Genomic DNA, 25,438 nt, shown 5'->3' on the forward strand with positions numbered 1-25,438 from the left:
TTTCTTTTAAAGCTCCCGCAACCTTCTTGCAGGTGGGGTGTACCCCCTGAGTGAAAGTGAAAGTGAAACCACGGTGACTGAGCTCAGGGCCATTGCCAGGCCGGCATACTCTGGCCTGAACACCACCCCAAGCGGGTAAAGGGCGCCGGCAGCCACAGGTATGAGTATCACGTTGTAGGCGAAGGCCCAGAAGAGGTTCTGCTTTATCCTTGAGATGACCTTACCTGCAAGCTGAAGGGCAGCTGCGGTATCAAGCGGGTCATCACCAACAAGAACCACCTCCCCGGCCTCCTTTGCAACATCCGTTCCCCCTCCCAGTGCAATCCCGAGATCTGCCTCTGAGAGGGCGGGGGCATCATTTATACCATCACCCACAAAGGCAACTCCCACGCCACGTGATCTGAGGTCAGAGACCCTTGATGCCTTATCCTCAGGCAGGACCTCCGCGATAACGGTGCTGATTCCCACCTCCCGTGCCACCTTCTCAGCCGTCCTCCTGTTATCCCCGGTGATCATTGCCGTTCTGATCCCCATCCTCTCAAGTTCCCCTACAGCGGCTGCTGCGCCGGGTTTTATCCTGTCAGAGACCGCTATAACCCCCCTAAATTCTCCATCAACTGCAACCATGACCACTGTCTTCCCCTCTGACTCAAATTTCTCGGCATCTGCTGGAATCTCCACCCCGAATTCATCCATGAGGGCCCTGTTACCTGCAATCACATGTTGGGAGTTGATTTTACCCTCAAGACCCTTTCCTGGAATGGCCCTGAACTCCTCAACCTCAGGTATCTCCAGACCCTCCCTCATGGCCCTCTCTGTGACCGCAACTGCTATGGGGTGCCTTGATCTGGCCTCAAGGGCAGCTGCATACTCCAGAGCGTCTCCAAAGATGTCTGTGACCTCGGGTTTCCCCTCTGTAAGTGTACCGGTCTTATCAAAAAGGACACAGGATATTCTACCTGCAACCTCAAGTGCCTCGCCCTTCTTTATGAGTATTCCAAGTTCAGCCCCCCTTCCTATGCCAACAGTCACCGCAGTTGGTGTTGCAAGTCCAAGGGCGCAGGGACAGGCCACAACGAGTACCGAGATCAGTACAGTGACAGATATTAGAAGACCGGCCCCCTCAACAAGGTACCAGAATAGAAATGCTGCCAGTGCAACCGTGAGGACTGATGGTATGAAATAGGACACTGCCCTGTCGGCGATCCTCTGAACAGGTGGCTTTGATGCCTGGGCCTCATCAACCAGCCCTATGATCCTTGAAAGGAACGTTTCATCTCCTGTTCGCTCAACCCTGAACCTAAGAACCCCATCGGTGTTTATGGTCCCTGCGATAACCTCAGATCCCCTGGTTTTAAGTACAGGGAGCGGTTCCCCTGTGATCATGGATTCATCAACATAGGATTCTCCATCCAGAACCCGGCCATCCGCGGGTATCCTGTCACCTGGCCTCACAACAACCTCGTCACCCTCAACCAGCTCATCAGCCCTGACCTCAACCTCCTCTCCACCCCTGAGGATGGTGGCGGTGTCGGGCTGGAGTTCCATGAGCCTCCCTATCGCCCCTGATGTCTTTCCCTTTGCCCTTGCCTCAAGGTACCTTCCAAGTGTCAGGAAGGATGCCAGCATCAGGGCTGTCTCATAGAACATGAAACTCGATGGGAGAACCCCCACGGTGCCAAGTAAACTTGAAAGGAAAGCCACCCCTATACCCAGGGAGTACATAACATCCATGTCAAGTGTTCCTGATCTCAGGGACCGCATTGCACCCCTGAATATTGGTCCTGATACATATGCAAATGGTACCACAGAGACCAGGAGCATGAAGAGGCCCTCATTTACCGGTAGGTGTATGCCAAGGTACATCATGGCCATGAGTGGCAGTGAAACACCAAACCCCACAGCTATCCTCCTCAACTTTGGACCCTGGTCCTCCTGAATCTCCCCATCACCCTCGGCTCCCATGAATTCATAGCCGAGATCCTCAATGATCCTTCTGAAATCCTCTGCTGATGCAAGGGATGGGTTGTAGGATATGTATGCCTTTTCGGCTGCAAGGTTGACCGTTGCATCACTTACACCCTCAAGTTCCTTCAGGGCTGATTCTATCCTCTGTGCACACATTGCACAGCTCATACCCCCTACAAGAACAGTCAGGTGTTCATTGATGACGCTGTAACCCGCTTCCTCTATGGCGGCCTCCATTGATGGGAGCCCCACAGTTTCAGGGTCATATTCAACAGAGACCCTGCCCTCCACAAGGTTAACCACGGCATCAGATACTCCCTCAAGCTTCTTAAGTGAGTCCTCTATCTTGAGGGCGCATGCTGCGCACCCCATTCCACCTATACGTATCGTTATCCTCTTCATCCAGGACACCTTCACAGTAAGCAGATATCAGTCGTCCGGGGACCTGTAGATCATACCATCCCGTATAACCCACTGAATATTCCCGGGGTCTGAAAGTTTTTCAATCTCATCCACCGGATCGACACCGGTTATAACAATATCCGCGATTTTACCCCTATCCAAAGTTCCTATACGGTCTTTCCAACCCATGCACTCTGCTGCATGCACAGTTCCAGCCCTCAATGCTTCCAGTGGCTCCATTCCGATTTCTGTGAGATAAGAGAGTTCCATGAGATTCCTGCCATGTTCAATAACCCCTGAATCGGTTCCCATGACCATCCTAACCCCCTTTTCGTGGGCTGTTTCCATGTTGTCCCTGTGGACCCTGGCGACTTCAATGGCGTCCTTTCTGCTGTATTCAGGGATTTCACCGCGCATTGCCCTTCTGCAGTTAATGCGGGTCACAAGGAATGTTGGTACAAGGTAGACACCCCTTTCAGACATCTCAGCTGCTGTTCTTCCATCGATGTATGTACCATGTTCAACAGAATGCACACCCGCCCTCAGGGAGTTCCTTATCCCCTGAAGTCCATGTGCATGGACCATCACCCTTTTTCCTCTGAATGATGCCTCCTCCACCGCCGCAGCAAGTTCCTTAACCGTGAACTGTGTGTCCAATGGAGAGTCGGTGCTGCTCATGACACCACCGGTTGCCATGACCTTCACAACATCTGCGCCTGCCCTGAGGACCTCACGGGTCTTTTTCCGCACATCAGAGACACCATCACAGATACTTGAGGGAAGACCGGGGTATGTTCGCTCAATGTTCATTCCCGAGCGGGTGTGGAAGTCAAAGTGTCCTCCAGTAACCGATAGGGGCGTGACACTTATCTGCATGCGGGGTGACTGGATCATGTGGGCTTCAGATGCCATTCTGACGCCCAGATCAGCTAGTCCTGCATCCCTTACCGTTGTAACACCCGCATGGAGTGTTTTCCTCATGTTCTCAAGTGCCCTGTAGAAGTAGAGTGAGAGAGGATCCTCAAGTTTGCTCTCCACCCTGAATCCATCCTCCATGATATGCACATGGAGGTCTATGAAGCCCGGTAGAATGAAGCTGTCTGAGGCGTCAACCACATCAACGCCTTTTACGTGTCTCTCAACAGACGCTATTTTTCCGTTATCGATCAGAATGTATCTTCTCTCATGATCCCCTGATTCAAGGTCTAAAAGTTCCCCCTTTACCGCGAATCTCATTGGAACACCTGTTATAATAATATGAACCTCAAGAAAATTATATATTTTGATTGGAACTTATTAATATATGACAGGGGGTGATACTATGGGTCTTATCTCATTCCTTGTTGATGAAGAAGGGCAGGGTGCAGCCGAGTACATCCTCCTATTTGGGGGTGTGATCATTATTTCAATTGTGGCGATACTGATTTACAGGTCATACTTCCAGAGAAGCGCTCTGAACTCTGCACAGGATATTCGGGATGTCAGAAAAAATATTAATGACTCAGATGCAGCTAAAAATGCCGGTGCAAATAATTCAACATCCCCGGGGCCTGTTCCAGAACCAAAACCCATAGAACCACCGGGCAAACCCATAAAGCCACCAGTGGTTCCACCTGTTGAACCCAACCCAACAATATAGGTGTTAAATTGATTGAGGATGAAGCAGGACAGTCATCATCAGAATACATCCTGCTATTATATATCGCTGCAAATTCAATTATCTGTGGGTGATCAGTAATGGAATTGAGATTCAGCTGGAAGGCAGTTGCTGCAGGCATATTAATAACAGCAGCCCTTGGACCCGTATTCAGATTTGTGATTCCATCATTCACAGGTATACTCTCAATAATCGTGGCGGCAGTGGTATGTGGTTACATTGCAGATAGTGAGTATCCAGGCGGTGCCCTCAATGGGGCCATCATGGGGGCCGCCGTGGGATTGATAAATATCCTGATTGTTTACCTTAAAACCGGGTCAATGAATGCGGCCATCCTCTCAATACTCATCTACGCCCTTGCAGGGGATGTAAGTCTCGGGATACTTGGCGGGGCTTCAGGTAGCGTCCTGAGATCCGCCATTGAATCATGATCCTCTATGGTGGGTGTAACCCCCTAGACCCTGATTTTCCCCTCAACCGCGTCCACCTCAACCTCCAATGAATCTTCTAGGATTTGAAAAAGATCGGCCTCTGGCCTGTCAACCATGGGTATCCCTGCCATTATGGCTCCAGTGGCGATTATTGGCTCTGCATTTGAACATATTATGGCTGCTGGCGCCGTTCCATTCTTTGACATCTGGAATATGACATAGGATCCAACCGTTGAACCCTTACCACCAGGTATCACAAGGACCTTTCCGCTCATGCTTCTGCCGTGCAGGGGGTGCCGGGGGTCAATAACGGTACCTGTCCCTGGGTCAACACCGCCAAGGAAACTCAGGGGCTTATCTGAAATGATCACAGGACCCTTTCCCCTTCCCCTTGAAATGATTCTGCAGCTGATCTCCAAATTAACCATCTCCATAAGATCTAACACTTCAGGCAACGTCCTTCTTCATTATCTCCCTTAAAACAGAGGTTGCATAGCATCCCTTCGGTATTGAAAACTCCACTTTGATTCCCTCAGGGTTTAGGGCGGCCGAAACATCCCATATCCTGAACCTTATGGCCCTCCTCATGCCATGACTCCCAAGCTTAGGGACCTCTATGGAGTTGAAGTCAGGGAGTGAAACACCCTCCTCCTCCAGTATCCTCCTCTCGATCTCACCGGGTTTTCCATCTGCCAGTGGCACCTTGCTACCGTAGAGTGGCGCTGTTGGGTGTGCCTCAAAGTTGATGATCATCTCCTCCACCTCCCGTGGATCCGGGTCATGGATTATGTGCTGCTCATTGTCTATGATGATGTCACCCTCAAGGTAGCTGTTTATGCCAAGAGCCGCCCTCTCACTGACCACCCTGTTGAATAGGTAGGACTGGTATGCATGGACAAACATCCTCTTGAGGGGCTTTGGAAGTGCATGTACCGCGGTTATATAGGACTTTTCAGAGAGTTCTCCCTTTCCGAGATCCCTGATGAGAACCCTGAGCATCATCCTCTCATACCTGAGGGAGGCCGGCATGAGTTCATATGCACCCTCAAGGTCCCCCATATCATATGCCCGTCTCGCCCGGGATACAAGCTCGGATTCCCCCTCAATTGGGTTTCCAATGTAGGTGTCCACCGCACCCTTCACATCACCATGCACCAGTGCCCTGCCAACGAGGTGTGTGATTGCCCTGGGGCTTCCGAATCGCTGCCATCCATAGTAATTTGGAACACCCTTCTCCTGAAGCTCAGCCAGGGTCTCCCGGGTCTTCTCAAGGGGGTCATCAGCTTCAGGGCCCCTTATGAGAATCCTGAATCTGTTACCCCTTAGCTGGCCCATTCTGAGCTTTTTTTCATTGGATGTGACCTTGAGGAATCTGACATTCCTTATTCTATCCTCTATTCCCTTAACGTCCTCGGGGTCTGTGTTGCTGACGCATATCCACTGCCTGGTTACCGCGTTCCTGTCCTTCATCCCTGCGAATCCCATTCTCCTTCGGTCCAGGTGCAGTTCCCTTGCAATGTCCAGAAGGACGTCCAGGGTTGTTCTGTCCTCCTTCTCCATCCATATCCAGGTGTTGGGCCCGCTTCCGCTTGGCTCCATGAGCGGTAATTCCTCAACCTGGAAGTCCCTGTTATGCACCCGGATCCTTCCACCGATCCCCTCTGTTGATGTGACGTAGGTTTCTGCGTTAAGCATGATTGTACCCCAAAGCCTAGGCTGAAATTGAATTCTATCCAGCGTTATCTTCTATCAACTATGCGTTTTGGTCTTCCCTTGACCCTGTAGAATTCAAGCTCCCCGGGACCTGTGAAGTTGAACAGTATCTCAAAAATGCCCTCTGTATATGCCTCGTAGAGTTCTCTCTTATATTTGAAGAAGGCCCTTATAAAGTTCTCCCTTACTATATCCATGGCACAGTTTTCAGGGTCCTCACACTCCAGTGACACCCTCATTGTTATTGGCCCCTCATCCTCATCGCCATAGAGGAAGGCCTCGTATTCACCTGTTAGATAATCCATATTCTCCCTCTGGAACACCGCTGCCTCAACATCGACCCTGTTGAAGGGGTGCCCTGCCACCCAGAAGGTCTCGGCCTCCCTTTCAGGGTTCATTATCCTCATATGGGTCCTTCCACATTTGCACCTATCCCTTGAGATTACAACCGTGGTGTCCTCGGTGTCATAGTTGAGGAGGAGGGTCCCCGTTTTCTCACCGACAGGAAGAAGGGTTGTGAGGACTATTCTGCCGCACTCCCCATCATCAACAAAGTCCCTCATGGCTGGATCATAGACGTCCAGGTGCACCAGGTCCTCAGGGACATGCAGGCCCTCCTTGATGTGGCATTCTCCGCACATGGTTCCCTCGGTGCTTCCATAGGTGTTGTAGACTTCAACGCCCCATACTTCCTCCACGTACTCCCTTGATTCGGGTGCGAAGCTTTCGCCGCCTGCAACCAGTCTCCTTATACTTGACTCCCTGGGATCAAGGCCCTGTTCCTTCATGCGCCTCGCGAGCCTCAGCAGTTTGAATATGCTTGCAACTATACCTGTGGGACGGTAGCTCTCTATTATCCTCACAGGAAAGGTGCATTTGCCCTCAGGGATTATGGTCATCCCTATCTTCTGTGCTGCCAGGGTCATGGTATTTGCACCCACATTCATGCCATAGGAGGCACATACAACCACCCTGTCACCCCTCTCAAATCCCTGGGACACGAATGACCTTGCGTACTTCTCGGCGTACCTCTGCCAGTCCCCCCATGTGAGGAAAAATGACTTCGGCCTTCCGCTTGTACCGCTGGTCTCATGTATGGTGTATATGTCCTCCAATGGGGCGCATCTGAATTCGAAGTCATCCCTTTCAGGGGGCTGGTTTTCCCTAACGGTTTCACCGGTTATTATCGGGAGCTCCCTGAGGTCCTCATGGCTCCTTATGTCTGAGGGCCTGATACCGTTTTTCCTGAACCATTTACTGTAGAATGGGGAGTTCTCGTAGGCATAGCTCACGGTATACCTTATCCTCTCCTCCACGAGGGCGTCCAGGTCCTCCCGTTCCATGGTCTCTATTTCAGGGTTGAAGTAGTTCCCCATGACAAGCACACCTCCAGTTATTAGATTGGAGTGCATTGGATAAAGTTTTAATGTGTTCATGATGCTGAATCATGGGGAAGTCATACTGCAGTTAAAGTGTCAGTGAACCATCATGACATGATGAGAAATATTTGAAGGCCCCTAAATCCCTTCAAAACTGAAAATGGATGCCCTGACCGGGACTTGAACCCGGGTAATAGGATCCGCAGTCCTACGTGATATCCGCTACACTATCAGGGCAAAATGAGATCAATAAAAGATTGGGCAATCAACTATTAATATTTTTCCATGCCAGCAGTCATCTCCACACATAAAGCCTGAAGATCACAGTGCCCCGGCAGGCCACAGCGGTACCTATGTCTTCTGCATCCCCCATTGAACCGCGGGAGGCAACTGTAACCTCTCCTGAACCATTATCCATGGTCAGATTGTAGTTCATCCCCTCAAGGGTCCCGTTGAGGAACCCTGATGCCAGTGTGGAATTAGGGGACTCTGCAAGTTCCTCAAGCAGCGGTTTATCTGCAGGGTATGATGCCATTGCATCAAGGACATCTGAAGCTTCCAGGGTGTCATCCACAGGAGCTGTGCCTGTGTTAAGAACTGATGCCGTCAGTATGAAGACCACTGCAAGTCCAAGGACCGCGTCCAGGGTTGATATGTAGCCCCCATCATCCATATGGACACCATTCACTTCCCTATGAGTTTAACGACCATGTCCTTCTTCTCTATGGCCCTCCTTGCGGCCTCCTCAACCTTCCTCTTCATCTCATCAAAGTCCTGGGGTGTTTCGTCACCAACCATCTTCTTTATCTGTGTGTAGGCGGCCTCACGGAAGAGGGGTCTGAGCTCCTTCATCACACCATCCCCTATGAGGAGGGGAACACCTGAATCGGTGACCCTTCCCACCTCGGCTATGGGGACACCTGCACCTTCAACTGCCCTTATGATATCCTTGGAGACATCTTCAGGTGCTATTATCATGAGGGAGTCAATTGACACCCCCAGGGGGTCAATTTCAAGATCCTCAAGCATTTCAAGTACCCTTGGGTTTACCATTGACCTCACAGCCTCGGCATCGAATTCAAGGCCCACTCCGGTGGTTGATGATATCTCATGGGCATCGCCCCTGAGCCCGCCATTTGTGACATCGGTCATTGCATGGATCACCTCAAGGAGCCCTGCCTCCATTATGGCCCCGGATGCCCTTATGAAGTTCACATCAAGGGTCTCCCATACAACATCAAAGAGTCCATGGTAGATGGCAGCTGTTGTGATGGTACCCCCTCCTGAGCCTTCTGTAAGGAGTACAACGTCACCTGGCTCGGCCCTCTTCCTAGCCGTTGGGGGTGTCCCTGAAACTCCAATGGCACCCACCGCACTCACGAGCCTGTCACCGAGGACCATGTCACCACCAACCCTCAATGTGCTCCCTGCAACCACAGGTACATCAACCAGTTCAGAGACCGCCGCTACACCCGCTGTGAAGTCAAAGAGTTTGCCAACATCCCCATCATCTGCTAGGTGCAGGTCGCTTATGAGTGCAACTGGCCTGGATCCCATGACGCAGACATCCCTCAGGGCGGCCCTTGTAACATGGAAGCCCCCCAGGAAGGGGTACTCGCTGAGCCTGGAGTGGATGCCATCAACGGCGGTTGTTATGTAGACCTCCCCCTTATCGGTGTCTGTCCTTACAACACCGCCATCATCCTGGGCCTCGGGATTTATGAATGCCCCGGTTTCTGTGCTTGATACTATATCAGCGATTTTCCTGTGGACAAAGAAGTCCCCCTCTCCCCGGGATCCCACACCCATCTCGCCCATTCCAACACCGGCGAGGGGATATGATATTATCTCCCGCAATCCATCATCCAAGCCATCCGTCCCCAGTGTATTTCTCACCTCATATATCACCGCATCAGCCATCCTCAGGGACCTCTCGGTGTCTATATCCTTGAATTCCCGTATACGATCCGCCAAGATGCTTCGCAGGGATTCCTCGTCCATGTGGTCTATGTTGCGCCTTACAAATCCCTCTATGTCCATTAAAATTTACCCCCTGATTATTTCCCTGAAGTTTCTCAGGATATCCAGTCCCGCCTCACCGCTCTTTTCAGGGTGGAACTGGGTTGCATATACGTTATCTGCCTCAATGGCCGCTGTCATCTCAATACCATACTCGGTTGTTGCCGCCACAACGTCGTCTGCCGGTTCTGCATGGTATGAGTGGACAAAGTAGAAGTACTCATCCTCCACGCCTTCAAGGAGTGGGGAGTCCCTCCTGGAAACCAGCTGGTTCCAGCCCATATGTGGCACCTTATTTCCAGGTGGTATCCTCACCACCCTGCCGGGTATCACATCAAGTCCCCTGACACCCGGTGATTCCTGACTCTCAGATAGGAGGACCTGGAGTCCCAGGCATATGCCCAGGAAGGGTTTACCATCCTCTATGTTCCTGATTATTGGGTCCCTTAAATTCTCAAGTTTATCCATTGCACTTCCAAAGGCCCCCACCCCTGGAAGCACAAAGGCGTCTGAGTCATTGATGGATTCTGGACTTGATGTTACCTGAACATCGGCCCCTATCTTCCTGAAGGCGTTGGAAATGCTCCGGAGGTTCCCGCTCCCATAATCTATGATGGCTATCAATGGATCACCTGGTATAGTAGTCCTTCACCCTGACGGTGTCATCAAGGTGTGGCGTTGATACCTCATGGAGTACCGTGTTCTCCATTGCCACGATTGAATGCCTCTCACCGGGCTCAATTCTGATGGTGTCGTTCTTGCTGAAGTACTCCTTCCTGTCCTGGAATTCGATGTACCCTGAGCCAGATATTATGTACATGGTCTCATCCTTCTTCTCATGGTAGTGGAAGGATGTCCTGTAGCCCTCCCTTATAAATAACTCCTTTGTGAGGTACTTCTCCGTGTTTATGAGTACCTTCTCATAGCCCCAGGGCTTGTCCTCCCTGTTGCGGTACTCCTTGCGTATCTCCTCCAGCTCCTTGGATGTGTCTATTGCCATCCAGAAGAGGCCGTCCTCCCGGTAGTAGCCGAGTTTGTTTTCACTGGCCATGAGCGGGAAGAGTGTTTTCTCAATATCACCTGACTCGAAGTCCCCGAAGTCCAGCTGCCCCTTGGAGAAGTACACACCTGCATTTATGTAATAGTCAAGGAGGGGTTTTTCCCTGAAGCTGATTATCTTGTCCCCGCTGAGTTCCACTATACCATAGGGTGACTGCATCTTGGTTATGAAGATAGTGAGGGGGTAATCGGACATCTCCCCAAGGTGTATCATCTTCCTTATGTTCAGGTCTGCCACCACATCCCCGTTACGTATTATGCACTGTTTATCTCCATCTATGGCCTCCATACCAATCCTTATTGCGTTGAGTGTTCCCAGGGGTTTCTCCTCCCTCACATATTCCAGTTTAAGGCCCTTGTACTCATCACCATACCTCTCCTCTATCTTATCTCCAAGGAACCCTGTGAGGAGGTAGGTCTTCTTTATACCTGCATTTTTGAGGTCAAAGAGCTGTTTATCCAGGATGGTGTAGCCCTCTTTTATTTCTATGAGTGGTTTGGGTATCTTCTCGGTTAAGGGTCTCAGTCTCTTTCCAAATCCTCCGCAGAGTATCATTCCAACGGTTTCAGCCAATTAAATCACCTTCTCAATGTTTCGCCTCAGGGCATCTCCAAAGTCTGATGCGACGGTAGTGCTCTGTCCCAGGGTCCTTGCATGTGCATCCAGTTCAGCCACCACATGGGTGTATCCTAGCTTTCTTAGTGGTTCCACGAGCCTCGGCCCGTCTGTAACGGCTACGGATTCCAGTTCCAGTTCCTCAACAGGCAGGGCATGGGGAACACCGGATACAACTGCAAATTCTATTTTCTCATCCCTCAGTATCTCCGCTGCCCTTTCACCCGTTACCGGGTATTCGTCGAGGCCCCCTGTTATGTAATCAACACGGTTGCCTGCATCCTCTATTTCCGCAAGTATGTTCACTGCATGTCTGCGTATCCTTGGAAGACCCGTGTTCCTGTCAAGATTCGCGATTATAAGAGGGTGGTTATCAGGGTTTACTGAGTGAAATGGAAGTTTCAGAGGATCTGCAAAGAGATATGATGTCTCCTTCTTGGCGTTAAGCACAAATGCAACTCTTTCACCATCCTTTATGGCCTCAATGACCCTTAATGCCACCTCATCCTTATCATCACCATATGAGGGGCGTATGTAGTCGCCCTGTGCCATTCCCCTTGTCTTCTCAATCTCAGTTGCAAGTCTGAGCATCTCTATCTGCCTCTCGGCCTCCTCATGAGGGATTATTCCCTGCTCTGCAGCCGCCTCAAGGACTATTATGGCCCCCTCGGTGTTGTCACCCTCACCGAATCCCCCATGGGATTCAACCGTTAGAACCCTTGCAGGTATGTCTGCCCTCTGGACCGCCTCCCTGAGGTCCTCGCCTATTATCATGCTGGCGCAGGTTCCAACAACACCCACAAGTTCAGGTGAAAACATTTCATTGGCCTTTCTGAGTGTCTCTGCCAGTTTATCCGAGGCCCCGAATATGAAGTCCTGCTCTGACATTGCAGTGGTCAGCACCCTGACCCCGTCGGTTTCAAGGAGCCTTCCTGTTCTGAAGCAGCACCCATGGGGGCCATGGAGAATTATAACGTCAGCATCGAGGTCTCTGAGTGTGTAAAGTGATGCTGCTATTGGGCTGGGTCTTGGATGCAAATTCTCTCACCTCATAGTTCATATCCATGGACTGATTGATATCCATCAACACAGCGGGTTCTCACACCCCACAGTTCATATCCATGGACTGATTGATATCCATCAACACAGCGGGTTCTCACACCCCACAGTTCATATCCATGGACTGATTGATATTCATTTAAGTCAAATTAGTATATAAGGATGGTTACCATGATCATAGATAACCCTCTGATGGGAATATACCTTGAAAGACCCAACAGGTTCACCATGGTTGTTGATGTGGGTGGTGAAAGGAGGCTGGCCCACCTTAAGGATCCAGGTAGACTAAAGGAGCTTCTTATACCTGGAAATGATGTTATAGTTAGGAAAGCCACTGGAAAAGAAAGGAAAACCGAGTTTGATGTCATAGCGCTCAGAAGGGGGGATGAGTGGGTCCTTGTGAATTCCGGTTTCCACAGTGACATCGCAGCCAGCATAATAGAATCAGGCCTTGTTGACGAATTCCGTGGTTTCAGGGTGAAAAAAAGGGAGTACAGATTCGGAAAAAGCAGAATTGACTTCCTTCTCTCATCAGGAACTGAAGAAATGCTTGTTGAGGTTAAGGGCTGTACCCTTGTAAATGGTGAGGTGGCACTCTTCCCTGATGCCCCCACAGTGAGGGGTAGGAGGCATCTTGAGGAGCTTGCATCTGCGCTCTCCATTGGCTATAAAAGCAGCGTCCTTTTCCTGGTTTTTGGTGAAAATTCACGTTATTTCTCACCAAATATTGAAATGGACCCTGAATTTTCATATGCACTGAAAGAAGCCCATGCTAAAGGTGTGAATGTGATAGCATATTCCTTCCGGACTGTTCTTGACGATTCTGTGCGTGTTGAGCCCCTAAGGCGGATACCTGTTATATGGCCGTAATTCCGTGATTATGACCCGATGTATTCCATCAGGCGATCTATCTCATGGTTTTTCCCTATCCCCAGGATTATATCCCCCTTCTGGAATACGTAATCCCTGGGTGGGTCTATTATGAGTTCATCGCCCCTACCCACGCCGATTACTATCACACCAGTCCTCTCATGGATGTCCGCGTCAAGGACCGAAATGCCCTCAATGGGACTTTCAGGGGGCACCGGGACCTCAACCATCCTCCTTGTGGATCCCTCTGCAAGTACGTCCTGTACAAACATGGCCTCATAGCCATCGTCGATGCTTTTTGACATAAGCCTGCCCGATATAACAAATGGCGAGATTACCTGGTTGGCACCGGCCATCCGTATCTGCTCGATGTTCTCATAGCGTTCGGCCTCGGCTATTATCCTAACAGTGGAGTCAATTTTCCTTATCCCCAGTATGCAGTGTATGGTCTCTGAATCAGACCCCATGTCCACTATAACCGCCCGCGCACCCTTCACATTGGCCTTTTCAAGGTCAGATATCCTTGTTGGGTCTCCATGCACAAAGTTAGCACCATTCTTGATGACCGTCTTCCTGACACCCTCATCCTCAGCGAGCACAAAGACCTCACTTCCACCGAGCTCCCTCAGACACTCGAGTGTGCTCTCACTCCACCCGCATATAACCACATGTTTTGATTTAACCACGTCTATCAGCCCCATAAGCCTCATCTGCTGTCTCTTTATCAGGAATTCAAGGAGTGTCTCAACTGCAATGGCAAATGTCCCTATACCCAGGACTATGAGGGTCACGGTGAAGTACATCCCCAGTGGTGTTGATGGGCTGTAGTCTCCATAACCCACAGTCCCTATGGTTACAAAGGTCCAGTAGAATGAGACCGTCCATGATTCACCCTCAATGAAGTGGAATCCAAGGGTTCCGTAGGCGATGACAGCTGCTGCAAGGAGGAATATCCGCGCAGCCGGGACCCTCATAACCCGTGGAAGGTGTTTCCTTATTATCTCAACTATGAGCACCATTTACATTACCCTGCCTTTATGGGGTTCCGCGCCTTGTGAAGAATATGTATGCCAGAACCACCACAACAATCAGAACAATTACAATAGCTGCAAGCAGCCACCAGCCGCCGGAGCCCCCATCATCGTCATCATCATCGTCAAGATCGGTTTTGAGCCTCTTTGATGAACTCTTAAATCCGCTGAATCCACCCCTCTTGATTGTGGGTTTCATGGGATCTGAGTCGTATGCAGCGCATGCTTCAAGGGCGCCGGCAAGAAATACCATCAAAAGCATAAGTGCAATCCATCTCATTCAGGCACCTCCTCTGCAATACGTTTCTAATTTGCATTATTAAAAAATTTCTGAAAGAGTCCTGATAGCCAGATTATGATTAAGTTCCCATTCTCATCTCTGAGGAAAAAATATCTGATCACCCAAGCCTCCTCTGAATTAACTTCCTCGCCTCATCTGTAAGAAAAACCAGTGGCGCAAAGAGGATGATCATCAGCCATTCAACCGGTTTCAGTGGCTGTGTCCCGAAAACCGGCTGCAGTGGGGGCAGGTATATGACCATCAGCATCACAATAACCGCAAATATCATGCCAGCGGGTATCCACCTGTTCCTCAGAAGCCCCACCTTCAGTGCTGAGGAGCGGGTGGTCTGTGATGAGAGGAGATTGCCCATCTGGGCCATCACTATACCTGCAAAGACCACAGTTGTGGCCCTCATGTAGAGGGGGTCATCTGCTGGGAGGCTCTGGCCTGGCACCCATCCCCCTCCTGAAAGCACAAGGAAGTATGCCATCATCACAAGAAATGCCTCAATGGATCCAGTGAACAGGTACCCCCTGAGGAGGACCTCAAGGTTAAGTAGCCTCTCCCTAACCGGTCTTGGTGGCCTCTGCATCACATCAGATTCAGGTGGAGATCTCCCCAGAGCAAGGGCGGGTAGTGTATCGGTACCGAGGTCTATTGCAAGTATCTGCATTATTGTTATGGGTAGGGGTATTCCAAAGAGTACCATAAGGACAAATGGGACTATCTCTGCGGTTTCATGTGAAAATATGTAGGTTATGAATTTTCTTATGTTCTCATATACCGTTCTGCCCTCCCTCACCGCAGTTACAATGCTTGCAAAGTTGTCGTCGGCGAGTACTATGTCAGCGGCCTCCTTTGCAACGTCGGTGCCGCTACCCATTGCAACGCCAATATCTGCCTTTCTGAGGGCAGGAGCGTCGTTGACACCGTCCCCTGTCATTGCAACTATCTCCTCGGCGCCCTCAAGGACCGATGCTATCCTCATCTTGTGTTCAGGGACTGCCCGGGCAAATATTATGTTCTCCTCCTCAGAAAGTATCCTTAAAAGTTCAGGGTCTTCCATTTCATCCAGTTCCCTTCCCTTTATCACCCTGTAGCTGTCGCCCTCTATGATTCCAAGTTCCTTTGCTATGGCTGCGGCTGTTAGACCGTAATCCCCGGTTATCATTATTATCCTTATACCTGCAGTTCTGCACTGCCTCACAGCCTCCTTCACACCCTCCCTGGGCGGGTCATGCATTGCAGCCATTCCAACCAGTGTCAGTTCCCTTTCAACATTCTCTGGCGTGTAATTCTCAAGGTCCTCCGGGAGTTCCCTGTAAGCGAATGCAAGTACCCTGAGACCCTCAGAGGCCATTCTGTCGTGTATCTCTATGATCTTCCTTTTTTCATCATCGTCCAGCGGTCTGGGCCTCCCATCCACTGATATCCTCTCTGATAAATCTATTATCTTTTTTGGGGCCCCCTTGACGTAGGCCACCCTTTTACCTGATTTTTGATGGATGGAGGTCATCGACTTTCGCTTTGAATCAAAGGGGAGCTCCATTACCCTGGGCATCCTTTCAAGTTCACCCTCAAGGTCAAAGCCTATCTTCTCTGCGGCCACGAGGAGTGCGCCCTCTGTTGTGTCCCCAATCACGTGCCAGCCCTTTTCGTCTCTAACAAGTTTTGCATCGTTGCAGAATGACGCCGCCCTCATGAGGAGCCTTATCTCCCTTACCTCCCGGTGGGTTACGGGTTTTCCATTGCAGAGGAATTCCCCCTCTGGCCTGTATCCTGAACCTGTGACCTCCACGACCCTGTAGGGTATCCAGATCTTTCTTACTGTCATCTCACCCCTTGTCAGGGTCCCTGTCTTATCTGTACAGATTATTGTTGTGGATCCCAGGGTCTCTACACTGGAGAGTCTCTTCACAAGGGCGTTCTCCCTGGCCATCTTCCTTGCTGATGCTGCAAGCGCCAGTGTTACGCTTGGTAGAAGGCCCTCAGGTACATTTGCAACCATGAGCCCTATTGCAAAGATCAGCGCAGTCTCGAGGGGGAGTTTAACAATGTAGAGGTTGACTGCAAAAAGAACGATGCCCATTGAAACTGCCAGAATGCTTATGATACTGGCAGCCCGGGATATCTGCCTCTGGAGGGGGCTTTTCTCCTCCCTTACCTCCTGTGTCAGGGATGCTATCCTGCTGAATTCTGTATCCCCTCCTGTTGCAAATACTATGGCCCTTCCTGTCCCTGATACCACCTGTGTACCTGCAAATACGATGTTATCGATGTCTATATAATTATCGAATTTTTCAACTGGATGGGATACCTTTCTGACAGGCTTTGATTCGCCTGTGAGTGTGGATGCGTCAATCTTAAGCTGGCTGGATTCAACAAGCCTTGCATCTGCCGGGACCGTGTCACCCTCCTCCAGAAGGATGAGGTCACCGGGAACCACCTCAGCCGCCGGGATCACAGTTTCATCTGAACCCCTCAGAACCTTAACCATAACCGGCAGAATATCCCTTAGGGCCTCTGCAGCCTTCTCGGCCTCATATTCCTGCCAGAAACTGAAGACCGCGTTTATGATTATTACAAGTACAATCGCAACTGCAAGCTGGGTGTTGCCTGTGATGAGTGACAGGGCAGCTGATACCCAGAGCAGGATGGCCAGGACATTGTAAAGGTTGGAGAGAAAGAGAAGTATGTGTGGTTTACCCCTGACCTCCTCAAGTTCGTTGGGGCCATATTTCTTAAGGCGTCTTTCAGCCTCCGGGGGGTCAAGGCCAGAGGGTGACGTCTCAAGTCTCCTGAAAACCTCTTCCTCATGAAGCTCATGTATACCCCCCATCGTCCTCACCATCAATTACACTTGAAACTGACCACTCAATTTAATAACTTTCAGTAATACCATGATTTCCTGCAGCATACTATTCATGGCAGTAAATACCACACCACTTACACTTGAAACTAACCACCCATGTTATTAACCTTATGTAATACTATCTGCTGCATATTATGCTTATTATGTCACCATCCTCAAGTTCATGGTCCGCAGCAACCCTCATCCCCTTCCTTGCATCCACCGCGTGCATGAATGAATCCCCTATCTCGGTGTGTATCAGGTAGGCGAGGTCCCTGGGGCCTGAACCACGGGGCACCAGGAGTGCATCAGGGAGAACGTTGCCCCTCTGATCCGTGAAGTGGTGTTCATCCTCAACCGGGAAGACAACTATCATGTCCAGGAGATCAAATACCGCCCTGTTGATTGCCTCCTGGACACCAGTGCTTCCATAGACCTCCAGGACGTTTTCACGGATATAATCAAGGGCCGCCCTCTGCCTGTCGGTGAGACCTGATCCATCAATGATCTCAAATTCCCCTGCACCTGGAGTGTAATTAATAAACCCTGCCTCTGATGCCCTCCTGAGGGCAAGTTCAGCCTCTGCAGATGCCGGCACCACATGGGGGTAGGAATCCATGAGGCGTTCAATGTTTTTCCGCGCCACTGGAATATCGGCCTTGTTTGCAACTATCAGCATGGGCTTCGCTATCCTGAGAAGTTCATCGAGAAATTCCAGGAGTTCATCCTTACCCCATGAGTAGATATCTGCCTCCACCTTCCTTGATGCCTCGATGATATCCTCGGGAGTTATCCCTGTCCCTGAGAGCTGTTCATGGATTATACGATTCATATCAAGCTTCTCTGATGCTGCCTTCCTTAAAAGTCGGTCCCAGTTCTTCTCAAGGATGCCATAGAGCCACATGGTTATTTCTTCCTCAAGGAACTGCACATCCTCCAGAGGGTCATGGCTCCCTGGCTCAACAGGCCTTCCCTCCTCGTCTGTCGAACCCGATGCGTCTATTACATGCAGGAATGCCCTGGCCTGTCTGAGATCATCCAGGAACTTATTTCCAAGGCCCCTGCCCTCATGGGCCCCCGGGACAAGACCCGCCACATCGATGAGTTCCACCGGGATCAGTCTGGTGCCATCAATGCATCGTGAGTTTTTGGGGTTGCACTGAACTCCAAGCTCCTGGCAGGGGCACCTGCAGGATGCATAGGCAACTGCATGATTGGCGTCGATTGTGGTGAATGGGTATGATGCCACCTCTGCCTCGGAGAGTGTGGCTGCATTGAAGAAGGATGATTTTCCAACGTTGGGTTTTCCTGTGACTGCAATCTGAATCATTGTTACCACATTAATAAATGGTCATGGAACAATTATATATGTTGGTCCTGAATAAGATCCAGTTGAACTGAATGCGCTGGTTGTGGATACTCATGGTGCTTTATATAGTGGGGATAGGTCCCGGTTCATCTGATTACATCACACCTGCCGCAGCTGCTGCTGTGGAAGATTCTGAGACTGTATTTGGGAGTAAAAGGGCCCTTGAACTGTTTCCCGATGTGAATGAAGCTGTCGTGCTGAGTGCTGGGGATATGGATGAAAAGCTTGAAATGGCAGCCGATCTTGCAGTTTCAGGTAGGGTTTCGGTGCTCTCAACAGGTGACCCCGGGTTTTCAGGTGTTCTGAAACCCATTAAGAGGATAATATCAGAAAAGAAGCTTGATGTTGAAGTACAGGTCATTCCCGGTGTGAGTTCCGTCCAGCTATGCGCTGCAAGGCTCCTTATCCCCTGGGATGATGCTGATATAGTCACGTTTCACGGCCGCAGCGAGGAGAATATAGTGGATATAATTGATAACGGAAGGCCAACAATAATTCTCCCATCAAGGACTCCCTCTGAGACCGCCCGGTTCCTTATTGAAAATGGTGTGGATCCAGAAAGGTGTGCTGCTGTCTGTGAAAGGCTCAGCTATCCCGATGAAAGGGTTGTTAAACTGAAACTCAGGGAAGTGGCGGTCTCTGAATTCAGTTACATGTCAGTCATTGTTGTATTCTAATTATTGAACCTTCTACCAACCGAATCTTTTAAAATTAGCTATAATGGACCAGACACTACACTGATATTGGTGTAGAATGGCCGCAGCTTTTCTGCGCTTACTGATCACAGATAACCGTACCCCCACCACAGTTCAAACACCTATCCATTGAGACCAGAGTACTCCAGTAAGTCAGAGCGCGCCCTAACTCTATTTTATTCAGATTTCAGTCAGAAAGTTATTTAATAGCTGATAAGATGACTTAAATTCTTGAAAAAATCAAATAAGTTCCCTTTTATCATGATAATGAGCATATAATACATTTAAGTATTCTTTTAACAAAAATTCGCACTTTAAACTTATATTTCAATGTTTAATAGATTCTAACAGTTCTAAATAAATATATTTCATTAGAGATCTCTTTTTTCAGTTTTAAAATTAAATAGTAAACTATATTCATTGTAAGTAGAATATAAACTGTAATGTTTTCGGGAGGTGATAATCATTGATCCATATAAAAAGTTTTCTGCTCTGATCTGCGGGCTCCTTCTCATGCTCGTCCTTCAGGGCTCAGCCTTTGCTGAATCAAATTACACCGTGGACTACTCAACCTATCTCGGTGGTGATGTGGTTGATGAGGCCCGTGACGTTTACGTTGATGAATCAGGCTATATCTATGTAACCGGTTCAACGCACGTCAATGGATCCAAGAACGTCTTCGTGGCCAGATTCAACACATCAAGAAAGATCATATACTACACGACCTTCGGCGGAGCTGGAGACGACTGGGGACACAGGATAATCGCAGATGCAGATGGATACGCCTATGTTGCAGGCGAAATAAGTAGAGATGGTGTCGAGGGTAAGGATGCATTCGTGGCACGGATAGACCCCCTTGGCAAAATCGACGGAATTAAATATATCGGTGGATCCAAGTATGACGTTGCAAAGGGTCTTGCAATGGACGGGTCGGGGACCCTCTATGTGAGCGGATACACAATCTCAGAGGACCTTCAGGTGACAGATGACGCCTACCAGAAAATCAATAAGGGTGGTTATGATGCATTCATCGCCAAACTTGACCGGAACCTCACCGTTACTTACCTTAGCTACCTTGGAGGATCCTGGGACGACTACTGTCAGGGACTTGCCCTTGACAACAACGGGAACATCTACATTGCAGGGTACACCTACTCTGATGATTTTCCGGTAACCTTCGATGCGGTTTCACAGTATAAGAGGGGTACGAATGATATCTTCATATCAAGATTCACCCCACAGATGAGCTTTGACTACTCAACCTATCTTGGAGGCTCAGGACAGGACATGTGCCACGCCATTACCTCCTATGGTGGCCTCATCTACATTGCAGGTAAAACCAACTCCACGGACTTCCCCGTAACGCTGGTGACTGCATACCAGAGGACAAAGAAGGGCCTTTCTGATGGATTCATCGTGGCATTCGATGGAGAGGACGTAACATACTCAACCTACTTCGGTGGAAGCGGTGATGACGCAATATATGGAATCACAGCAGACAAGTATGGTAACCTCTACCTGACAGGTACAACATCCTCATCTGACTTCCCCCTCACAGAGGGAGCATTTGACAGGTCACTGAACGGTGTGGATGCCTTCATCACAAAATTCAGCATCCCACGAAGCGTCCTCTACAGTTCCTATCTCGGTGGGATCGAAGCAGACCATGGCTATGCTGTTGCTGTTGACCCCTACCAGAACGTCTATGTTGCCGGGAAGACCTGGTCAAACAATTTCCCTGTGACATCAGATGCCATCAAAATGAAACTCACAGGACTATCAGATGGTTTCCTAACAAGGTTCACACCCTTCTTCATAAGTAACCTCAGTGTAACACCGGTGAATGGAACAGCACCCCTATCAATTACAGTTAACGGTAAAATCACCAACTTTGGGGATGCCAGCGGATGGTACCGCCTCGGGCTCTACGTTAACGGATACGAGGTCTTATGGCAGTGGATAGAGGTGGCCTCCAAAGCAACAAGGGACTTTAGCTTCGAATACCTTCTCAGGAGCAGCAGAACATATTCTGTTACCGTGAACAACTTCCAGCCATTCACTGTGAGGGCATTCAGCGGCCCGCTCATAATCCCTGAAAACCTCACAGTACTACCGCGTGCCGGCACAGAACCCCTCAGGGTTAACGTGACTGCTGATATTGTGAACTACGGCGATCTGCCTGACACATACACCGCTGGCCTCTACGTCGATGGAATCCTCATTGATAGCAAGAATGTGACTGTTGATGCAAAATCAAGGGTCAAGATATCCTTCAACAGCACCCTTGCCGCCGGTGTGCATGAAATAACCATCAATGACCTTGAACCCCTCACCGTCAATGTGATGGAGGGTGAAAAGTTCCTTGTGGACGGTTTCAGGCTGACACCTGAAAGTGGTCTTGCACCACTGAATGTCATGGTCACCGCGAATATCACCAACATAGACTCAAAGACAAGGAGTTACACAGCCATAATCTATGTCAATGGAGTGGATGTCCATGAACAGACATTCGATATTCCCGCAGGAAGCACGGTACCGTTCTCTGCCATGATAACACTCCCCGAAAGTGGAATTTACACCATAGCACTCAACAACGCCACTTCAGGCACAGTCAGGGCCCTCAGTGCAGCCAGCTTCACCCTCACCAATGTAACCGTAACGCCACTGGAGGGTAAGTCACCCCTCAATGTCACTGTGAACGCCACAGTCAGGAACCAGGGAGACCTTCCAGGTGATTTCACCGTTACTGTCTACCTTGACGGTGTTGCATGGGACAGCCGGACGGTTACCGTTCCGGGAAGGTCAAGTGTTAAGGTTTCAATTAAGAACCAGATCATTGTCCCCGGGGAGTACAATCTCCGTGTTAACTCCGGTGAAGAGGTTAAAATCAGGGTGCTTGACCCTGACCCTGTATTTGGAGGCTTCAGTGTTACTCCCGTAACAGGAGTGGGTGCACTGAACGTCACAGCGCTCCTCAACGTGACAAACCCCTATGATATGGTCATAGGGTTCACAGCAAGGTTACATGTCAACAACCAAACCGTGCAGGAGAACACGGTCAGCCTAAACCCCGGTGAAACAAAGGAAATATCAATGAAAACAACACTGTTACCCGGAAACTACAGTGTTGGAATCAATGGATTCACAGGGAATGTCATGGTCCTTAAACCGGCAAATATAACCGCCTCAGATTTAACCGTCACCCCAACATCAGGCTTCAGCCCCCTTGACCTTGCAGCATCAGCTAAACTCAGAAATACAGGGGAGGTTGATGGGGAGTACACCGCAACCCTCTACATAAATGGTGCAGCTGTTGATACAAGAACGGTGACAGTTCCCGCAGGCGGAACATCTCAGGTCAGGTTCAACCACACCCTTAATACTCCAGGAACCTACCTTGCCGGCATAGGGGCACTTGCACCTGTAACCGTGAGGGTGCTCAATGAACCATTAGTCTCAAACCTCAACGTAACTCCAGGTTCAGGTGTTTCACCACTCATATTCAACGTTACAGTAAGAATCAGCACAGCTGAGACTGGAAGCGGCAACTACACCGCAAGGCTCTACATAGACGGAGTGAATGTTCAGAATAAGACCGTGCAGCTTACCGGACCCGGCTCCTCCACGGTACTCTTCAGGGTGGAGCTCAGTGATCCGGGAATCCATGATGTCACGGTTAATGACCTTGCACCGGTGACCGTGAGGGTCCTGAGGCCTGCCACATTCGTAGTGGACAACCTGCTGGTTTCACCACACGAGGGGGTTCTTCCCCTGACCATTGAGGCATCTGCAAGGATCTCCAATGTGGGTGACGTTCCAGGTAACTACACCGCAAGGCTCTACATAGACGGGGTACCTGTTGCATCAAGGACCGTGAACGTGGCTGCCGGTGGAGAGACCACCGTAACATTCAGATACACCATAACACAGCGGGGCAACCACACCGTTACCGTTGACACGCTACCTGCTGCAAATGTCAATGCACTGAAACCGGCCACACTTGAAATAGGGTCCATCACTGTGACACCATCCAGTGCCGTGGGATCAGCCACCGTAGAGGTTGAAGCAGAACTCCAGAACACCGGTGATGTTGAGGGTGACTTCACAGTTCCAGTCTACCTCAACGGCAATCTCATCGGTACCTACACGGTGAGAGTGGGGCCCCATGAGGGTGCAGTCCTGAGATTCCAGAGGTACATTTCATCCCCAGGTACGTACACATTCAGCATCAACAACCTGAAAACCGCAACGGTTTACGTGAACCCCCCAAAAAGGACCTACAGATTCACATTCAAAAACACCGGAAGTTACACTGCAACGGTGACCTACTATGTCACAGTTTACTCATCAGACGGTTCGAAACTGGCATACAAGACCTACAGATTTACACTGAAACCCGGAGGCTCCTACACTGCAACCATCGGATACTACCCGTACGATGCAAGAATCGTTACAACAAGGAAGATCTACAACCCAAGCAGGTACACAAGGACCATAAGGTTATCTGAGACCTTCAGGGCGGATACACTGTCAGCAACCCTCAGCCACACAAAGACAATCAGGGGTTACAGTTACGTGTATATAAGCAGGACATTCAGGGCGGTTGATATGAGAATAACCGTAACCTGATTTTTATTTATTTTTTATTTGAATTGCTTCTTAAATAATGTGAATAACCGTTAAAACTGATTTTAGTCCATCTAAAAAGCAATCACTTCTTAATTTCTCTTAAAATAGTTAAAAATAAAGGTTTTATTCGAACATCTTCCTCATGCACCTTCTTATGGTACCCTCTGCTGCCTTTCCACCCATGAGGTTCTTGAGTTCCTTTGCAAGGGCCTGGGCTGCAACGAGATCCGTGTGCCTGATCTCACCCTTATTTATCCACTGGGTAACCTCATCATCAAGGTCAGAGAGTGTGTTGATTGCAGCATCCAGTTCCTCCTGCTCCTCAAGGAGGTGCATTGACTTTGCACTCCTCACAAGGAGTTCAGGGTTCATGGCCTTGAGCATTCCATTAACACCTGATGTTTCAACAAGGGATGCTATTGTCTGGAGTGTCATGAGGATCTGCTTCTCAACCATCTCCACAGGTGCCTTGATTATCTGGGTACCCACGTAGTAGTAGTCAAGGACACCTGAAAGTGTTACGGCAGTTACAAGGGATCCCATATCAGCAACTGCGCTTGATACGTCTGCAGGTACAACGTAGGGTGTCTTACCACAGCTTTCTGCAAGTTCAACACACCTTGAAATCTGTTCATCGGTTGCTATGTCCAGTTCACTGCTTGAGTGTCCACCTATGACGTAGTGACCGTGCTGTGGTGTTCCAGGGACAGCTGCAGGGTGCATTGATGCTATACCCAGGTCCTGACGGTCCCTTCGGAGTTCCCTTTCAAGGACGTAGTAGAGGACCACCGGAGATACAGTACAGGTGTTGGCTATCACAGCACCCTCTGGAAGGTGCTTGGTTATGTCCTTTGCTATATCGAAGGTCTTTTTACCGAATGGTGTGAAGAGAACTGCCACCTCTGCCTCGCTGGCTGCCTCAGCATCACTGTCTGTTACGGTTACACCTGCATCCTCAACCACCTTCCAGTGTGCATCATCCAGCATTTCCCTTGCTGGCTCTGCTAGCACAACATCATGACCTGCCTCTGCAAATTCAATTGCCATCCTGCTTCCACCGTAGGGTGCCTCACCCCCGTATTTTTCAGGCAAGTTCAGCTGGTCCACATAAAGTTTCTGATTACCCGCGCCATAAACTGCAACTTTCATAGTGCTCACCTAACGTTAATATATTGTTAAGTAATTTGAAGGAATATTATAAATTTTGGCATTTGATTCTTTAAAAAAAATAAGACCTAACATCACTTTAAAATGAATTTAATCCACCAATATAACCTGAAAATCTGATAAATCATAGATTAAAAATTTTATCGATTTTTAAAGCCTTCAGACAGGTTTTATCTAAATAATTGTGTTTGAGGTTAATTATTTTTTAATATTATAAGCCCCAAACATATTATATTCCAA

Annotated in this window: 19 protein-coding genes, 1 tRNA gene and 1 pseudogene; 5 read left to right on the forward strand and 16 right to left on the reverse strand. The window is 49.5% G+C overall.

The window, feature by feature from the left end:
* Positions 1-6: 6 nt before the first annotated feature.
* Both FVF72_RS03955 and FVF72_RS03960 read right to left on the reverse strand, forming a co-directional pair.
* Complete coding sequence (locus tag FVF72_RS03955) at positions 7-2,370, reverse strand: heavy metal translocating P-type ATPase (protein WP_147671262.1); 2,364 nt, start codon at positions 2,368-2,370, stop codon at positions 7-9.
* A gap of 27 nt (positions 2,371-2,397) precedes the next feature.
* Positions 2,398-3,606 carry an amidohydrolase family protein gene (locus tag FVF72_RS03960; RefSeq protein WP_147671263.1) on the reverse strand — a complete coding sequence of 403 codons (1,209 nt, stop codon included), beginning with the start codon at positions 3,604-3,606 and terminating at the stop codon, positions 2,398-2,400.
* An 85-nt stretch (positions 3,607-3,691) separates the two neighbouring features.
* On the opposite strand from FVF72_RS03960, the pseudogene FVF72_RS09305 reads away from it, so the two are divergent.
* A pseudogene (locus tag FVF72_RS09305) lies at positions 3,692-3,874 on the forward strand (class III signal peptide-containing protein); the annotation flags it as partial.
* Positions 3,875-4,107: 233 nt separating this feature from the next.
* Positions 4,108-4,458, forward strand: coding sequence for a DUF5518 domain-containing protein (locus tag FVF72_RS03970; RefSeq protein WP_013294952.1), 351 nt, complete (start codon positions 4,108-4,110; stop codon positions 4,456-4,458).
* Between the two features lie 23 nt (positions 4,459-4,481).
* Here the strand turns inward: FVF72_RS03970 and FVF72_RS03975 are convergent, their stop codons facing one another.
* The 9 genes from FVF72_RS03975 to cfbD all read right to left on the reverse strand — a co-directional run bounded on the left by FVF72_RS03975 (position 4,482) and on the right by cfbD (position 12,282).
* A complete protein-coding gene (locus FVF72_RS03975) occupies positions 4,482-4,886 on the reverse strand; it encodes a DUF126 domain-containing protein (protein ID WP_048901252.1) in 405 nt (134 codons plus the stop codon).
* A 19-nt stretch (positions 4,887-4,905) separates the two neighbouring features.
* Positions 4,906-6,153 (reverse strand): tRNA pseudouridine(13) synthase TruD, encoded by a 1,248-nt coding sequence (gene truD, locus FVF72_RS03980; protein ID WP_013294950.1) that lies wholly within the window; start codon positions 6,151-6,153, stop codon positions 4,906-4,908.
* A gap of 44 nt (positions 6,154-6,197) precedes the next feature.
* The gene (ftsA, locus tag FVF72_RS03985; protein WP_048901157.1) at positions 6,198-7,547 is read right to left on the reverse strand and encodes a coenzyme F390 synthetase; all 1,350 of its coding nucleotides are present in this window, start codon (positions 7,545-7,547) and stop codon (positions 6,198-6,200) included.
* Positions 7,548-7,715: 168 nt separating this feature from the next.
* Positions 7,716-7,787, reverse strand: a tRNA-Arg gene (locus FVF72_RS03990).
* 58 nt (positions 7,788-7,845) lie between these two features.
* The gene (locus FVF72_RS03995; protein WP_013294948.1) at positions 7,846-8,223 is read right to left on the reverse strand and encodes a hypothetical protein; all 378 of its coding nucleotides are present in this window, start codon (positions 8,221-8,223) and stop codon (positions 7,846-7,848) included.
* Between the two features lie 11 nt (positions 8,224-8,234).
* Positions 8,235-9,590, reverse strand: coding sequence for an AIR synthase-related protein (locus tag FVF72_RS04000; RefSeq protein ID WP_013294947.1), 1,356 nt, complete (start codon positions 9,588-9,590; stop codon positions 8,235-8,237).
* A 6-nt stretch (positions 9,591-9,596) separates the two neighbouring features.
* Complete coding sequence (gene hisH, locus FVF72_RS04005) at positions 9,597-10,193, reverse strand: imidazole glycerol phosphate synthase subunit HisH (RefSeq protein ID WP_013294946.1); 597 nt, start codon at positions 10,191-10,193, stop codon at positions 9,597-9,599.
* Between the two features lie 4 nt (positions 10,194-10,197).
* Positions 10,198-11,202 (reverse strand): sugar phosphate nucleotidyltransferase, encoded by a 1,005-nt coding sequence (locus tag FVF72_RS04010; RefSeq protein WP_013294945.1) that lies wholly within the window; start codon positions 11,200-11,202, stop codon positions 10,198-10,200.
* Positions 11,203-12,282: a Ni-sirohydrochlorin a,c-diamide reductive cyclase catalytic subunit gene (cfbD, locus tag FVF72_RS04015; RefSeq protein ID WP_013294944.1), complete on the reverse strand. Its 1,080-nt coding sequence runs from the start codon at positions 12,280-12,282 to the stop codon at positions 11,203-11,205.
* A 192-nt stretch (positions 12,283-12,474) separates the two neighbouring features.
* Here cfbD and sfsA point away from each other — a divergent pair, with 192 nt between their 5' ends.
* A complete protein-coding gene (sfsA, locus tag FVF72_RS04020; RefSeq protein WP_013294943.1) occupies positions 12,475-13,173 on the forward strand; it encodes a DNA/RNA nuclease SfsA in 699 nt (232 codons plus the stop codon).
* An 8-nt stretch (positions 13,174-13,181) separates the two neighbouring features.
* On the opposite strand, the gene FVF72_RS04025 is transcribed toward sfsA, so the two are convergent.
* From FVF72_RS04025 to FVF72_RS04040, 4 genes are all read right to left on the reverse strand, one after another.
* Entirely contained in the window at positions 13,182-14,192 is a 1,011-nt protein-coding gene (locus tag FVF72_RS04025) for a TrkA family potassium uptake protein (protein WP_147671264.1), read from the reverse strand.
* Positions 14,193-14,208: 16 nt separating this feature from the next.
* Positions 14,209-14,484 carry a hypothetical protein gene (locus FVF72_RS04030; protein ID WP_147671265.1) on the reverse strand — a complete coding sequence of 92 codons (276 nt, stop codon included), beginning with the start codon at positions 14,482-14,484 and terminating at the stop codon, positions 14,209-14,211.
* A 118-nt stretch (positions 14,485-14,602) separates the two neighbouring features.
* Positions 14,603-17,338 carry a cation-transporting P-type ATPase gene (locus tag FVF72_RS04035; RefSeq protein ID WP_255503799.1) on the reverse strand — a complete coding sequence of 912 codons (2,736 nt, stop codon included), beginning with the start codon at positions 17,336-17,338 and terminating at the stop codon, positions 14,603-14,605.
* A 139-nt stretch (positions 17,339-17,477) separates the two neighbouring features.
* Positions 17,478-18,668: a redox-regulated ATPase YchF gene (locus tag FVF72_RS04040; protein WP_147671266.1), complete on the reverse strand. Its 1,191-nt coding sequence runs from the start codon at positions 18,666-18,668 to the stop codon at positions 17,478-17,480.
* A 92-nt stretch (positions 18,669-18,760) separates the two neighbouring features.
* Between FVF72_RS04040 and FVF72_RS04045 the strand changes: the two genes are divergently transcribed.
* Together FVF72_RS04045 and FVF72_RS04050 are read left to right on the forward strand one after the other, a co-directional pair.
* Positions 18,761-19,384, forward strand: a complete 624-nt coding sequence (locus FVF72_RS04045; protein ID WP_147671267.1) for a cobalt-precorrin-7 (C(5))-methyltransferase — start codon at positions 18,761-18,763, stop codon at positions 19,382-19,384.
* Positions 19,385-19,915: 531 nt separating this feature from the next.
* Complete coding sequence (locus FVF72_RS04050; protein ID WP_147671991.1) at positions 19,916-24,031, forward strand: SBBP repeat-containing protein; 4,116 nt, start codon at positions 19,916-19,918, stop codon at positions 24,029-24,031.
* 123 nt (positions 24,032-24,154) lie between these two features.
* Here FVF72_RS04050 and FVF72_RS04055 read toward each other — a convergent pair whose 3' ends face one another.
* The gene (locus tag FVF72_RS04055; protein ID WP_147671268.1) at positions 24,155-25,180 is read right to left on the reverse strand and encodes a H(2)-dependent methylenetetrahydromethanopterin dehydrogenase-related protein; all 1,026 of its coding nucleotides are present in this window, start codon (positions 25,178-25,180) and stop codon (positions 24,155-24,157) included.
* Positions 25,181-25,438 lie beyond the last annotated feature (258 nt).

The organism is Methanothermobacter sp. KEPCO-1 (assembly GCF_008033705.1).
Classification (GTDB): domain Archaea; phylum Methanobacteriota; class Methanobacteria; order Methanobacteriales; family Methanothermobacteraceae; genus Methanothermobacter; species Methanothermobacter marburgensis.